This window comes from Pseudomonas sessilinigenes (genome assembly GCF_003850565.1).
Taxonomy (GTDB): Bacteria; Pseudomonadota; Gammaproteobacteria; order Pseudomonadales; family Pseudomonadaceae; genus Aquipseudomonas; species Aquipseudomonas sessilinigenes.
In genome coordinates this window covers 4,419,512-4,433,495 of sequence record NZ_CP027706.1, presented here as the reverse complement: position 1 = coordinate 4,433,495, position 13,984 = coordinate 4,419,512, and the positions used below count along the sequence as shown (strand labels likewise).

At 64.2% G+C, this 13,984-nt stretch carries 16 protein-coding genes; 4 read left to right on the top strand and 12 right to left on the bottom strand.

All coding sequences use genetic code 11. The features are described 5' to 3' along the window. Positions 1-79 precede the first annotated feature (79 nt). Both dxs and C4K39_RS20535 read left to right on the top strand, forming a co-directional pair. A complete protein-coding gene (dxs, locus tag C4K39_RS20540) occupies positions 80-1,981 on the top strand; it encodes a 1-deoxy-D-xylulose-5-phosphate synthase (RefSeq protein ID WP_068579054.1) in 1,902 nt (633 codons plus the stop codon). Between the two features lie 108 nt (positions 1,982-2,089). Continuing rightward, positions 2,090-3,979, top strand: a complete 1,890-nt coding sequence (locus C4K39_RS20535) for a TonB-dependent receptor domain-containing protein (protein WP_124347279.1) — start codon at positions 2,090-2,092, stop codon at positions 3,977-3,979. A gap of 7 nt (positions 3,980-3,986) precedes the next feature. Here the strand turns inward: C4K39_RS20535 and C4K39_RS20530 are convergent, their stop codons facing one another. The 12 genes from C4K39_RS20530 to nrdR form a co-directional block, all read right to left on the bottom strand. Beyond that, on the bottom strand, positions 3,987-4,784 hold the full coding sequence (locus tag C4K39_RS20530; RefSeq protein WP_124347278.1) for a cobalamin-binding protein: 798 nt from the start codon (positions 4,782-4,784) through the stop codon (positions 3,987-3,989). Continuing rightward, complete coding sequence (locus C4K39_RS20525) at positions 4,784-5,203, bottom strand: MFS transporter (RefSeq protein ID WP_124347277.1); 420 nt, start codon at positions 5,201-5,203, stop codon at positions 4,784-4,786. The genes C4K39_RS20530 and C4K39_RS20525 overlap by 1 nt, the downstream gene beginning before the upstream one ends. Next, on the bottom strand, positions 5,200-5,817 hold the full coding sequence (gene ribA / locus C4K39_RS20520; RefSeq protein ID WP_022641266.1) for a GTP cyclohydrolase II: 618 nt from the start codon (positions 5,815-5,817) through the stop codon (positions 5,200-5,202). Before ribA ends, C4K39_RS20525 begins: the two co-directional genes overlap by 4 nt. Before the next feature lie 128 nt (positions 5,818-5,945). Beyond that, positions 5,946-6,689, bottom strand: coding sequence for a substrate-binding periplasmic protein (locus C4K39_RS20515; protein WP_068579059.1), 744 nt, complete (start codon positions 6,687-6,689; stop codon positions 5,946-5,948). Positions 6,690-6,699: 10 nt separating this feature from the next. Next, a complete protein-coding gene (locus tag C4K39_RS20510; RefSeq protein ID WP_068579061.1) occupies positions 6,700-7,203 on the bottom strand; it encodes a phosphatidylglycerophosphatase A family protein in 504 nt (167 codons plus the stop codon). Further along, complete coding sequence (thiL, locus tag C4K39_RS20505; RefSeq protein WP_124347276.1) at positions 7,200-8,165, bottom strand: thiamine-phosphate kinase; 966 nt, start codon at positions 8,163-8,165, stop codon at positions 7,200-7,202. Before thiL ends, C4K39_RS20510 begins: the two co-directional genes overlap by 4 nt. Before the next feature lie 18 nt (positions 8,166-8,183). Further along, complete coding sequence (nusB, locus tag C4K39_RS20500) at positions 8,184-8,684, bottom strand: transcription antitermination factor NusB (protein ID WP_068579066.1); 501 nt, start codon at positions 8,682-8,684, stop codon at positions 8,184-8,186. Further along, entirely contained in the window at positions 8,681-9,157 is a 477-nt protein-coding gene (gene ribH, locus C4K39_RS20495) for a 6,7-dimethyl-8-ribityllumazine synthase (protein WP_022641271.1), read from the bottom strand. The genes nusB and ribH overlap by 4 nt, the downstream gene beginning before the upstream one ends. A gap of 91 nt (positions 9,158-9,248) precedes the next feature. Continuing rightward, positions 9,249-10,340 (bottom strand): bifunctional 3,4-dihydroxy-2-butanone-4-phosphate synthase/GTP cyclohydrolase II, encoded by a 1,092-nt coding sequence (ribBA, locus tag C4K39_RS20490; protein WP_068579068.1) that lies wholly within the window; start codon positions 10,338-10,340, stop codon positions 9,249-9,251. Positions 10,341-10,371: 31 nt separating this feature from the next. Beyond that, a complete protein-coding gene (locus tag C4K39_RS20485; protein WP_068579070.1) occupies positions 10,372-11,034 on the bottom strand; it encodes a riboflavin synthase in 663 nt (220 codons plus the stop codon). 47 nt (positions 11,035-11,081) lie between these two features. Then, complete coding sequence (ribD, locus tag C4K39_RS20480) at positions 11,082-12,215, bottom strand: bifunctional diaminohydroxyphosphoribosylaminopyrimidine deaminase/5-amino-6-(5-phosphoribosylamino)uracil reductase RibD (RefSeq protein ID WP_124347275.1); 1,134 nt, start codon at positions 12,213-12,215, stop codon at positions 11,082-11,084. Continuing rightward, entirely contained in the window at positions 12,212-12,676 is a 465-nt protein-coding gene (gene nrdR, locus C4K39_RS20475; protein ID WP_031320603.1) for a transcriptional regulator NrdR, read from the bottom strand. The genes ribD and nrdR overlap by 4 nt, the downstream gene beginning before the upstream one ends. Positions 12,677-12,805: 129 nt before the next feature. Here nrdR and C4K39_RS20470 point away from each other — a divergent pair, with 129 nt between their 5' ends. Further along, a complete protein-coding gene (locus C4K39_RS20470) occupies positions 12,806-13,264 on the top strand; it encodes a YbaY family lipoprotein (RefSeq protein ID WP_068579073.1) in 459 nt (152 codons plus the stop codon). Continuing rightward, a complete protein-coding gene (locus tag C4K39_RS20465) occupies positions 13,261-13,971 on the top strand; it encodes a class I SAM-dependent methyltransferase (protein ID WP_124347274.1) in 711 nt (236 codons plus the stop codon). The genes C4K39_RS20470 and C4K39_RS20465 overlap by 4 nt, the downstream gene beginning before the upstream one ends. Positions 13,972-13,984 lie beyond the last annotated feature (13 nt).

The window sequence follows — 13,984 nt, the reverse complement described above, 5'->3', positions numbered from 1 at the left end:
AGTTCAGTGCTCTGCGTGGGCAGCTTGCGATGCATAAGGTAAACTGCCGCCTCTTTCTACACCTATAACGATTCGCCTGATGCCCACGACGTTTCATGAGATTCCCCGCAAGCGCCCGACCACGCCATTGCTCGACCGTGCCCAGACGCCGGACGGCCTGCGCCGGTTAGGCGAAGCCGAGCTGGAAACCCTGGCCGATGAATTGCGCCTGGAATTGCTCTATACGGTCGGCCAGACCGGTGGGCATTTCGGTGCCGGCCTCGGCGTCATCGAGCTGACCATCGCCCTGCACTACGTGTTCGATACCCCGGACGACCGGCTGGTATGGGACGTGGGCCACCAGGCGTATCCGCACAAGATCCTCACCGGTCGCCGCGAGCAGATGGCCACCCTGCGCCAGAAAGACGGCCTGGCTGCCTTCCCCCGGCGCTCGGAGAGCGAATACGACACCTTCGGCGTCGGTCATTCCAGCACCTCCATCAGCGCCGCCCTGGGCATGGCCATCGCCGCCCGCCTGCAGAACAGCGAGCGCAAGGCCATCGCCGTGATCGGCGACGGCGCCCTGACCGCGGGCATGGCCTTCGAGGCCCTGAACCACGCGCCGGAAGTGGACGCCAACATGCTGGTGATCCTCAACGACAACGACATGTCGATCTCGCGCAATGTCGGCGGCCTGTCCAACTACCTGGCCAAGATCCTCTCCAGCCGCACCTACGCCAGCATGCGCGAAGGCAGCAAGAAAGTGCTGTCGCGCCTGCCCGGTGCCTGGGAAATCGCCCGCCGCACCGAAGAGTACGCCAAGGGCATGCTGGTGCCCGGCACCCTGTTCGAAGAGCTGGGCTGGAACTACATCGGCCCGATCGACGGCCACGACCTGCCGACCCTGATCGCCACCCTGCGCAACATGCGCGACCTCAAGGGCCCGCAGTTCCTGCACGTGGTGACCAAGAAGGGCAAGGGCTTCGCCCCGGCGGAAGTCGACCCCATCGGCTACCACGCCATCACCAAGCTCGAACCCCTGGACGCTCCGGCAGCCGCACCGAAAAAAGCCGGCGGGCCGAAGTATTCCGGCGTGTTCGGTGAGTGGCTGTGCGACATGGCCGCCGCCGATTCGCGCCTGGTGGGCATCACCCCGGCCATGAAGGAAGGCTCGGACCTGGTGGCCTTCAGCGAACGCTTCCCGCTGCGCTACTTCGACGTGGCGATTGCCGAGCAGCACGCCGTGACCCTGGCAGCCGGCATGGCCTGCGAAGGCGCCAAGCCGGTGGTGGCGATCTACTCCACCTTCCTGCAACGCGGCTACGACCAGCTGGTCCACGACGTGGCGGTGCAGAACCTCGACGTCCTGTTCGCCATCGATCGCGCTGGCCTGGTGGGCGAAGACGGCCCGACCCACGCCGGCAGCTTCGACTTGTCCTACCTGCGCTGCATTCCCGGCATGGTGGTGATGACCCCCAGCGACGAGAACGAACTGCGCAAGATGCTCACCACCGGCCACCTGTACAACGGCCCGGCAGCGGTGCGCTATCCACGTGGCACCGGCCCCAACGCACCGATCGACAAGGACCTGGAGCCGATCGAGATCGGCAAGGGCGTGATCCGTCGCCAGGGCAAGCAAGTGGCGCTGCTGGTATTCGGCGTGCAACTGGCCGAAGCCCTGAAGGTGGCCGAGAAGCTCGACGCCACCGTGGTCGACATGCGTTTCGTCAAACCCCTGGACGAAGCCCTGGTGCGCGAGATCGCCGGCAGCCACGAGCTGCTGGTGACCATCGAGGAAAACGCCATCATGGGCGGCGCCGGCAGTGCCGTCGGCGAGTTCCTGACCCAGGAAGGCATTCTCAAGCAGCTCCTGCACCTGGGCCTGCCGGATGCCTACGTCGAACACGCCAAGCCAGCGCAGATGCTCGCCGAGTGCGGCCTCGACGAAGCCGGCATCGAAGCCTCGGTGCGCCAGCGTCTGCAGCTGCTAGGCCTGGCGTGACTCACAGCGGCTCGCTGTAGCCGCTGCAACAGGTTGTGAGCGCCCGCCCTGCGGGCGTTCCTGCATCTGGCGCCCTGGCCGCGCGCCCCCCAACGGACTGGACCTGCCATGAAACACTCTCGCCTCGCCCTGCTCCTCCTGCTCCCGGCTAGCGACTTGCTGGCCGACACTGCCAGCCGTGACCAGGCATTGAAACTGCCGGATACCCTGATCAGCGCCAACCGCCAGGTTGAAGCCCGCAACGACAGCAGCGCAGCCAACACGGTGTTCACCCGGGAGGACATCGATCGCCTGCAACCCACCAGCCTGACCGACCTGCTGCAACGGGTGCCGGGAGTGCAGATCGCCCAGACGGGGGGCCGCTCAAGCCTGCCAGGCGTGTACATTCGCGGCACCAATTCGTCACAAAGCCTGGTCCTGGTGGACGGCCAACGCATCGGCAGTTCATCCAGCGGCGACAGCAACCTGCAATTCATCAATATCGAACAGATCGAACGCGTAGAGGTGCTGCGCGGCTCACGCTCGGCGATCTATGGCAGCGACGCCATTGGCGGAGTGATCCAGATCTTCACCCGGCGTGGCGCCCAGCAGGGACTGCAAGGCAGGATGCACCTGGGCTTTGGCAGCAACCAGACCTGGCAACGCAGCCTGGGACTGTCCGGCGGCGATCAGCAGACCCGCTTCAGCCTCGGCGCCAGCCTGGATGAAACTGCCGGGATCAATTCGACCCGGACGTCCTTTCCCAGCGACAACGACCATGATGCCTACCGGAACCAGTCCCTGAGCCTGAGCTTGAGCCATGCCTTCGACGACAACCTGGAAGCTGGCCTGAACCTGCTGGATAACCGTGGTCGCAGCCAGTACGACAGCCCTTTTGGCTATTTCGACATGGCCACTAACAATACCTATCAACAGCAGCCCTATACCGACTTCACGGTCAGCAGCATCAGCAGCTTCATCGATGCCCGTCTCAATGACAGCTGGAAGTCACGCCTGGAACTTGGCCATGCCGAAAATCGGGACGCCAAACGCGACAAGCTCACCGTGGAACGCAGCACCTTCAATACCTATCGCGACACGCTGAACTGGCAGAACGACCTGAGCCTGGACGAACGCAACAGCCTGATCCTCGGTGGCGACTGGTATGAGGATCGACTCAACACCAGCGCGGCCTACGGTGAGGACAGCCGCTGGAATCGTGCAGCGTTCATCCAGCACCGCTTTCATGGCGATAACTTCTCCACTGAGTTGGGCCTGCGCCATGACCGTAACCAGCAATTCGGCAGCCAGAACACCTGGAGCGGCAGCCTCACCGTGCCGGTGAACCCGGACAACGACCTGCTGTTGTCCTACAGCGAAGGCTTTCGGGCTCCGACCTTCACGGATCTGTATTACCCAAACAGCAGCAACCCGCAGCTCAAACCGGAGCACTCCAAGAGCTATGAACTGCAGTGGCGTAGCCAACTGACCCCAGATAGCCGCCTGGAAACTTCTCTTTATCGCATCGATCTCAAGGACGCGATCATCTACAACACCAGTGCACGGCGACCAGAAAACATCGGTTCGGCACGGATCAATGGCCTGGAAACGGCCCTGAAACAGGAATGGTTCGGCTGGCAGACCAGCGCAGGTGTCGCCATCATCGATCCACGTAATCGCCAGAGCGGGGAGCAACTACCACGCCGGGCCAAGCGCACCCTGAACCTGGACCTGGACCGTCAGTTCGAGCGGCTGGCATTCGGTGCCAGCTGGCAACTGGTGAGCAGCAGCCGTGAAAATCGCTTCGGACAGAAGCAGGCACAGCTTGGCGGTTATGGGCTGCTCGGCCTGCGCAGCAGTTGGGCAGTCAACCAGGAGCTCAAGCTGGACCTGAAGCTCGACAATGTCTTCGACAAGTCCTATTCCCGTGCGCTCTACAGCCACCAGGGCAGCGACTACGGCTACCGCGAAGAAGGTCGGACCTGGATGCTCGGGGTGACCTGGACCCCTGAGCTGTAAAGCTTGCTCAGCGCTCGGGCGCAATCAAGCCGCACAGCTTGGCCACTGCGCCGACCATCTGCCCGCTGGGCCGCTCCAGGCCCTTGTCCGTCACCAGCAACAAACGCCCCTGCTTGACCGCGGCAATCTGCGGCCAGGCCTTCCAGGCATCCAATTGCCCCTGGGCCGTGGCGAGGATCGCCTGCGGGTTGCGCTGCAACACCGCCTCGATACTGACCTGGGGCGCCGGCAGCGGTTGATCGGCAAATACATTGCGCGCCCCGCAGACCGCCAGGGCGTCGCTGATGATCTGGCCACCACCCACCGTGTATAGCGGACGATCCCAGACCTGGTAGAACACCGGCAGGGGCAACTCGCGGCGATAGCGCTGACGCAGTTGCGCAAGTTGTTGGTCCAGCTGGGTCGCCAATGCCTGGCCGGCTTGCGCTCGCCCCAGGCGCTGGCCGATCTCAGCGATCTGGGCGGTCAGCTGCGCAAGGTCATGGGGTTCGGCAACCAGGGTGGGAATGCCCAGGCGCGCCAATTGCTCCTTCTGGGCCGGTCCGACACTGCCCGGCCAGAGCAGCAGCAAGTCCGGCCGCAGGCTCAGCAAGCGCTCGATATCCAGCTGGCCGTAGCGCCCTACCGAAGGCAGGTCCTTGAGGGGCACCGGGCGCTCACCGGCATCCAGCACGCCCACCAGCAGGTCGGCGGCGCCCAGTTCGACGACAATTTCCGAGAGCGATGGCGCCAGGCTGACGACCCGCTCGGCGGCCAGCGCCTGGCCGCACAGAGCCAGCAGCAAGACGGCCAGCCAGCGCTGCATCAACCGAGTTGGCGTGGGATGCGGTAGAGGTAGAACAACACCGCCGTGGACAGGGCCAGGAGCATCAGCGGCACGGCCTCAAGGCCGACGAACACCGCCAGGGCACCGATCCAGGCTGGCAACGCTGCCACCAGCAGGGCCGTGCGCCGCCGCGCTGCCAGGTCGATCCAGGCCGCTGGTTCTTCTGGGGTATCGAGGGCTTTCTGGGTGGCGATCAAGCCGTGCTTGTAGGCGCCGAAAAAGCGCAGGCTGACGAACATCGACGCCACCCCGGCAATGAAGAACGGCATCGCCAGCACCGGCAGGATCGGCTCGCCCTGGCCGAATACGGCGTTGAGCACGAACAGCGGCAGCACCGCCAACGCCAAGTACTGCCACCAGCTGACGGCCAGGCGCCGCCTCACTTGGCCCCGGGTCACGCGCGGTCGACCTCGCCCTGGTGCTCGTTACCCATCATGTGGTCGAGCTTGCTGGCCTTGGTCGCCAGGTAGAGTTTGTTGTGCGGGTTATGGCCGGTATGCAGAGGTACGCGCTCGGCGACCTGGATGCCCATCTCGGTCAGGGCCTTGACCTTGCGCGGGTTGTTGGTCATCAGGCGCAGGGCCTTGACGCCCAGGTGCTCGAGCATCGGCAGGCACATGGCGTAGTCGCGCTGGTCGGCGGCGAAACCCAGGCGCTCGTTGGCCTCCACGGTATCGGCACCGCCATCTTGCAGTTCATAGGCGCGGATCTTGTTCAGCAGGCCGATACCCCGACCTTCCTGACGCAGGTACAGCAGCACCCCACGGCCTTCACGGGCGATGGCCCGCAGGGCGGCTTCGAGCTGCGAACCGCAGTCGCAACGCTGGCTGAACAGGGCATCGCCGGTCAGGCATTCGGAGTGCAGGCGACCGAGCACCGGCGCGCCGTCGGCGATATCGCCCAGGCTGAGCACCACGTGCTCGCGACCGGTGGCTTCGTCGAGGAAACCGTGCATGGTGAATTGCGCAAAGGGGGTGGGCAGCTTGGAAGCGGCAACAAAAACAACGGGCACTGTTGTGCTCCTGATCTGTATGGGGACTGGAGATTCGCAGAGGCGGCATTGTAACAGCAGCCTCCACTGGACGCTTAGGCTGAATTATCGTGGATAAAGATCGATAAGTTTGATCACCGGACCACCGGCTAGCGCTTCTCGTCAAAGGGATAAGGTTGCTTCCAGCGCTGGAAGATCGGCCGCAGGCCACCACTCTTCACCAGTTGTTCCATGCGTTGGTCATACAACGAAAGCAGGGCGCGCCCGCGCGCGGTATCGGCAAAGCCCAGGTACAGGGGCAATTCCACCAGGTGCGAACGCTTGAAGCGGGAAGGGTCTTCGGCCTGCCCAAGCACGTAGTCGACTTCGGTCTGGCCATCGATGTAAAAGTCGGCGCGGTGGTACAGCAGCATCGGCAGGATCCCGACACGACGCCGGATCTCGTTGTAGATACCGATGTTGGGCAGGTAGTCCTGGTACTTGTAGCCACGCACCCAGACCAGCCGGTAGCTGGCCAGGTTGGCAAGGCTCAATTCGGGACCGCCGGCCAGGCCCAGGGCGTAGATATGGTCGTTGTCGTAGTTCCAGCGCGGATAGAGCACGCCAGGCGATTCATTGTGGTAGGCACCGGCCTGGGCATCCACCTCGCCACGTTGCACCAGCCCGACCGAACGGGTGTAGGGCACGCTGCTGCGCTCGACCTTTACCCCCTGGGGCTCGAAGACCTCTCGCAGGATGTCCCAGGACAAGCCTTGGCCGTCGGCCTCGCTGTACTGGTCCCACTCCTCGCTGGCAATGCGAATCTGCCTGGGCAACGACGCTTGTTCGCCGGCCCATGCGTTACAACAGTTCCAGAGGACCAGCAACGCCAGTAGCCCGCGACAGACACCCATGCCTTGCCCCTCAGCTGAAACACCACACCAGCCCTTGCATCGCGAGCCAGGCGAAAACCCCGGCCAGGACATCATCGAGCATGATGCCGACACCGCCATGGACATGCCGGTCGACCCAACGGATGGGCCAGGGCTTGAGAATATCGAAGAAGCGGAACATCAGGAATCCCGCCAGCAACCACTGCCAACCGGCGGGCACCAACCACAAGGTGATCCACATGCCGACCATCTCATCCCAGACGATGCCTTCATGGTCATGCACCCGCAGATCGTCGGCTACCTTGCCGCACAGCCAGAAGCCGAACAGCATGGTGATGCCGAGCATCAGCCAGTAGCCCCAGTCCGGCAACATCTGCCAAAACGGAATGAAGGGTAGCGCAACCAGCGAACCCCAGGTGCCCGGGGCCTTGGGCAGGGTGCCCGAGCCAAAACCGAACGCGAGGAAATGCCAGGGGTTACGCCAGACCGACGGGGGTACGAACTCCGCCGGAACCTGATTGGGATGATCTGTCACGGTGTCTCCGGAAAGTGTTGGTAGCCCCGGATGCCCGGGGTGATGTCCTGCCCTGCGGCATCCAGCAAGGCCACGCCCTGCCCCGCCACCACCTGCCCCACCACATGCACGGGCCAACCCGCGGCCTGCAATGGCGTCAAGTCGGCAGGTGGCAGGGTGAAGGCCAGCACATAGTCGTCACCGCCACTCAAGGCCGCAGCACGAGCGCCCTCCAGGCCGAGAAAGTCCACCAGGGGCCTGGACAGGGGCAGCGTGTCCAGCACCACTTGCAACCCGACCGATGACGCCGCGGCGATATGCCCGCAATCGGCCAACAGCCCATCGGAGATATCCAGGGCTGCCGTGGCCTTGCCACGCAACGCCTGGCCCAGGGCCAACTGCGGTTGCGGCGACCAGTAGCGGGCCAGCAACGGCTCGGCCACTGCCGGCGCGGCCTGGCGCTGGCCTAGCACCAGTGGCAGGGCGCCAGCGGCATCGCCCAGCGGACCGCCGACACACAGCAGGTCACCAGGCCGCGCGCCGCTGCGGGTCAGGGCCCGGCCTGCGGGTACGCGGCCGAACACCGTCATGGTCAAGGTCAGGGGGCCCCGGGTGGTATCGCCGCCGATCAAGCGCACGGCGCAATCCTGGGCCATGGCATTCAAGCCACGGGCATAGGCGGCGAGCCAATCGGTGGCTACCGTTGGCAAGGTCAGGGCAAGGGTAAAGGCCAGCGGTGTGGCGCCCATGGCGGCCAGGTCGCTGACAGCCACCGCCAGGGAGCGTTGGCCAAGAAGGAAGGGATCGCAGGGATCGGCGAAATGCACACCCGCCACCAGGGTGTCGGTGGAAATCGCCAATTGCTCGCCAGGAGCAACTGCCAGCAAGGCACAATCATCGCCGATCCCCAGGGCAACGCCCTCGCCGCCCTGCGCACAAGGCGCGGCAGCGAAGAAGTTACGGATCAGTTCAAACTCGCCCATGGCAGCTACAAGCGCGGATCAGCGCTTGAACGCCTTCACTTCTGCTGCACGCAGGCGTGGGGCCAGCTTGTCGAGTACGCCATTGACGAACTTGTGGCCATCGGTGGAACCGAAGACCTTGGCCAGTTCGATACCCTCGTTGATCACCACGCGGTATGGCACGTCGACACGCTTGAGCAGTTCCCAGGTGGACAGGCGCAGGACGGCCAGTTCTACCGGGTCCAGCTCATCGATGGCCAGGTCCAGGCAAGGCACGAGCGCATTGTCGATCTCGTTCTTGTTGGCCGGGACCCCGTGCAGGATTTCACGGAAGTAGGCGCCGTCGATGTCGGTGAAATCGTTGTCGACCCGAAACTGCGCTTCGATCTCGTTCAGCGAATGCTTGGCCATGTGCCATTGGTACAGCGCCTGGGTCGCGAGCTGACGGGCTTCGCGACGCTTGGCGCTCTTGGATGGCTTGCCGGCACTGGCAGGCTTGGGATCGCGCGGGTTGAAACGATCGCTATCGTCGCTAATCACTTGGCCTCCAACTGCGCCAGCAGGCTGACCATTTCCAGGGCGGACAAGGCAGCTTCAGCCCCTTTGTTGCCGGCCTTGGTGCCGGAACGCTCGATGGCTTGTTCGATCGAGTCGACGGTCAGCACGCCAAAGGCTACCGGCACGCCAAACTCCATGGACACCTGGGCCAGGCCCTTGGTGCATTCGCCAGCAACGTATTCGAAGTGCGGGGTACCGCCACGAATGACCGCGCCCAGGGCGATGATCGCCGCGTATTCACCCTTCTGCGCGACCTTCTGGGTCACCAGGGGAATCTCGAAGGCGCCGGGAGCGCGGATGATGGTGATGTCGCTTTCGCTCACGCCATGGCGAACCAGGGCGTCAACCGCGCCGCTGACCAGGCTTTCGACGACGAAGCTGTTGAAGCGGCCGACCACCAGGGCATAGCGGCCTTTAGGGGCGATGAAGGTACCTTCGATGGTCTTCAGGGTCATTCGACAAATCTCTTAAAGAGCCGGAGCGTGTCTAGTACACGCTCCTGAGTGATATTTGAACCGCGAATTTCAAGCTGGCAGCGGCCGGCTTTTATTCGGAGGGCACGTATTCTACAACTTCCAGGTCGAAACCGGATATCGCATTAAACTTCATCGGTGCGCTCATCAGGCGCATCTTGCGCACGCCCAGGTCACGCAGGATCTGCGAGCCGGCGCCCACGATGCTGTAGGTGGTCGGCTTCTTCGCAGGCGCGTGCTCGGCGGTTTCCCGGATGTGCGCCAGCAATACGTCGCCATCCAGCGGATGACCCAGCAACAGCACCACGCCACTGCCGGCCTCGGCCACGGTAGCCATGGCCGCGCGCAGGCTCCAGCGCCCCGGTTGCTTGACCATCAGCAGGTCGCGCAGCGGGTCCATGTTGTGGACCCGCACCAGGGTCGGCTCCTCGGCACAGATCTCGCCCAGGGTCAGGGCCATGTGCACGTCGCCTTCCACGGAATCACGATAGGTCACCAGGTTGAACTGGCCCAGTTCGCTGTCCAGGGGCTGCTCGGCAATCCGCTGAACGGTACGTTCGTGGATCATCCGGTAGTGGATCAGGTCGGCGATGGTGCCGATCTTGATGCCGTGCTCGGTGGCAAACGCCTCGAGTTCGGTGCGCCGGGACATGGTGCCGTCGTCGTTCATGACCTCGCAGATCACGCCACTGGGCTCGAAGCCCGCCATGCGCGCCAGGTCACAGGCTGCCTCGGTGTGGCCGGCACGGGCCAGGGTACCGCCGGGCTGTGCCATCAGTGGGAAGATATGGCCTGGGCTGACGATGTCCTCGGCCTTGGCGTCCTTGGCCGCGGCGGCCTGCACGGTACGCGCCCGGTCGGCAGCGGAGATGCCGGTGGTCACGCCTTCGGTGGCCTCGATGGACACGGTGAACTTGGTACCGAAGCCACTACCGTTGCGGGGCGACATCAGTGGCAGCTTGAGCATTTCGCAACGCTCGCGGCTCATGGGCATGCAGATCAGGCCACGGGCGTGCTTGGCCATGAAGTTGATGTGCGCAGCCGTGCAGCACTCGGCGGCCATGATCAGGTCGCCTTCGTTCTCGCGGTCTTCGTCATCCATGAGGATGACCATCTTGCCTTGGCGGATGTCTTCGACCAGTTCTTCGATGCTGTTGAGCGCCACTCGGCACCCCCCTTCTTTCAAAATTTGAGGTTCAGGATTTGAGATAGCCGTTAGCGGCCAGGAAGCTTTCGGTAATGGTGCTGCCCGAGGCCTCGGCGGCCTTGTCACCCAGCAGCAAGCGCTCCAGGTAGCGCGCCAGCAGGTCGACCTCGAGGTTGACCTGACGGCCCGGCCGGTAGTCGGCCATGATGGTTTCCGCCAGCGTGTGGGGCACGATGGTCAATTCGAACTCGGCGCCATTCACCGCGTTGACCGTCAGGCTGGTGCCGTCGACGGTGATCGAGCCTTTATGGGCGATGTACTTGGCCAGCTCCTTGGGAGCACGGATGCGGAACTGGATGGCCCGGGCATTCTCTTCCCGGCCCACGACCTCGCCGACACCATCGACGTGACCGCTGACCAGATGGCCGCCCAGGCGAGTGGTCGGGGTCAGGGCCTTCTCCAGGTTGACCCGGCTGCCGGCCTTCAACTGGTTGAAGGCGGTGCAATCCAGGGTCTCGCGACTGACATCGGCCCAGAAACCATCGCCGGGCAATTCGACGGCGGTCAGGCAGACGCCGTTCACCGCAATGCTGTCGCCCAGCTTGACGTCGGCCAGGTCGAGCTTGCCGGTTTCTACATAAACCCGCACATCTCCGCCTTTTGGGCTCAATGCGCGAATGCTGCCGATGGATTCGATGATGCCGGTGAACATGGAGTCCTCCTCGAGAACAGGGCCGCCGGATAGGCGAAAGTCGGGAATTATACGCTCGCTGGCGGGGCCGGGATGGCAGTGACTCGCCAGTCATCGCCCACTGCGCGCATTTCGATGATCTTGAGCAATGGCGCCTCGCTCATCCGCGCCAGGGGCCAGTCCAGCAAAGGCCGGGCCGTGGACCCCAGGAACTTGCCAGCGACGAAGATCTGGTACTCATCCACCAGCCCTTGCCGGGCGAACGCTCCAGCCAGGCGCGGGCCGGCTTCCACCAGCACCTCGTTGACGCCGCGAGCGGCCAGCTCCTGGAGCAGGCGGCGCAAGTCCACCTGGCCATCGGCGCCAGGTACATTCAGGCACTCGGGACCATTGGCATGTTGCTCCTCGACAGCCGCACAGGTGGCTACCAGGGCGGGCCCGGCCTTGAAGAACGGAGCCCCCAGCGGCACTCGCAGGCGACCATCGACCAGGACTCGCAGCGGCGGCCGGCTCATGGCCAAGGCCGTCTGCTCGGGGTCCAGGCCCAGTTCGGCAGCGCGTACAGTCAACCGGGCATCGTCTGCCAGCACCGTGTCGGCACCGGTCAAGACCACGCTGGACTCGGCCCGCAGGCGTTGCACCGCCGAGCGTGCCGCGGCTCCGGTGATCCACTGGCTTTCGCCGCTGTCCATGGCAGTACGACCATCCAGGCTCATGGCCAGCTTGACTCGCACATAAGGCAAGCCATGCTCCATGCGCTTGAGGAAGCCCTTGTTGATCGCTCGCGCCTCACTCTCCAGCACACCGCTCTGGACGGCAATGCCGGCCTCGGCCAGGCGTCGCATGCCACGACCGGCGACTTGCGGGTTGGGGTCTTGCATCGCCGCGACCACCCGCGCAACCCCGGCACCGACCAGGGCATCGGCACAAGGCGGGGTACGACCGTGGTGGCTGCAGGGTTCGAGGGTCACGTAGGCGGTGGCGCCACGGGCCTTTTCCCCGGCGGCGCGCAAGGCATGCACCTCAGCGTGAGGTTCACCGGCCCGCACATGCCAGCCTTCGCCCACCACTTCGCCGTCGCGCACGATGATGCAACCGACACGAGGATTGGGATGGGTGGTGTACAAGCCCTTGCGCGCCAGTTCCAGCGCGCGGGCCATGTAGTGGGCGTCGAGGATCGCTTGTTCCGCTGGCTGGCTCATTGCTTGGCCGGCTCACGGGCAAGGCGATCGATCTCTTCGCGGAATTCGTCGAGGTCCTGGAAGCGCCGGTATACCGAGGCGAAGCGGATGTAGGCGACTTCGTCGAGCTTTTGCAGCTCGCCCATCACCAGTTCACCCACGACCAGGGACTTCACCTCGCGTTCGCCAGTGGCACGCAGCTTGTGCTTGATATGGGCCAGCGCCGCTTCCAGGCGCTCGACGCTCACCGGGCGTTTTTCCAGGGCGCGCTGCATGCCCGCGCGTAGTTTGTCTTCGTCGAAGGGCTGGCGGCTGCCATCGGTCTTGATCAGACGCGGCATCACCAGTTCGGCAGTTTCGAAAGTAGTGAAACGTTCACCACAGGCCAGGCATTCACGCCGGCGACGAACCTGTTCGCCCTCGGCGACCAGACGCGAGTCGATGACCTTGGTGTCGTTGGCACCGCAGAAGGGACAGTGCATGGTGGCAGGCAACAAAAAAAGGGAGGGCCATGGTAGCGCATCCCACTGGCAAGACAAGCCATAGCCTTTACGGTATACAGACCGACTATTATGTTTCGCACATGGAAACCTGCCTTGTTGGAGCTTCAAATGCCGCTCAGACCGCTTGTTCTGCTCAGTCTTGTCAGCCTGCTGGTCGCTTGCAGCAGCGATGCCCCGAAACCCGCGGCGCCCACTTCCTCGCAGCAACAGTCGGTGAAAAAGAACCAGGAACCTGTCGATCTCGGCCCCTTGCCGGCCTATCAGCGCGAGTTGAGCGGCAGCCTTGACGGCGTACCAGCCGGCGCCGATGTCGAGCTGGCCCTGCTGGTGATCGATGAGCGCGGGCGTCCGCAACGCCTGCTGGCCAGTAGCAACCTCACCGGCACCAGCCAACCCCTGCCATTTCGCCTGCGCTTCGCTCCCGAGGCCTTTCCGGCCGGCGCCAGGGTCGAGCTGCGTGGCCGTGCCAGCCAATCCGGGCAGTTGATCCTGCACCTGCCGGCACGCCGCATCGACCAACCCACCACCCAGGCCCTGGGGCAATTGCAGCTCGTCAAAGCCCCATGAACGTACCGCTCGACCTGCAAGACGCCCTCGGCGAGCTGCTGGGTGACGCACGATTGGTAGCTTGCGAATTGCCCGAGACCGAGCTCCGGCTCTGGCTGATCGATGCCCAGAACATGGACCGCGCCTTCACCCCCGAGGAGACCCGGCGCATCCTTCACGAACCGCCCTACTGGAGCTTCTGCTGGGCCAGCGGCCTGGCCCTGGCCCGCTACCTGGCGGCCCACCCGCATTGGGTGCAAGGCAAGCGGGTGCTGGACTTCGGTAGCGGCTCCGGCGTAGCGGCAATCGCCGCGGCCAAGGCTGGCGCGCTGGAAGTGGTGGCTTGCGATCTCGACCCCCTGGCCATTGCCGCCTGCCGGGCCAATGCCGAGCTCAATGAGGTGGTACTGGGCTACAGCACCGACTTTTTCAACGAAGCCGATCGCTTCGACCTGATCCTGGTGGCCGACGTGCTCTACGATCGCGCCAACCTGCCCCTGCTGGATGAATTCCTCAGTCGTGGCCGTGAGGCCCTGGTGGCGGACTCCCGGGTCAGGGACTTCCAGCATCCGCTGTACCAACGCCTGGAAATGCTCAATGCCCTGACCCTGCCGGACCTGGCCGAGCCCTGGGAATTTCGCAATGTGAGCCTGTACCACGCACAACGGCCATTGGCCCGGGCAACGGTCGCGCCAGCGATGGCGATCACCCCCGAGCACGCTTTATAGTGGCGCCATAACC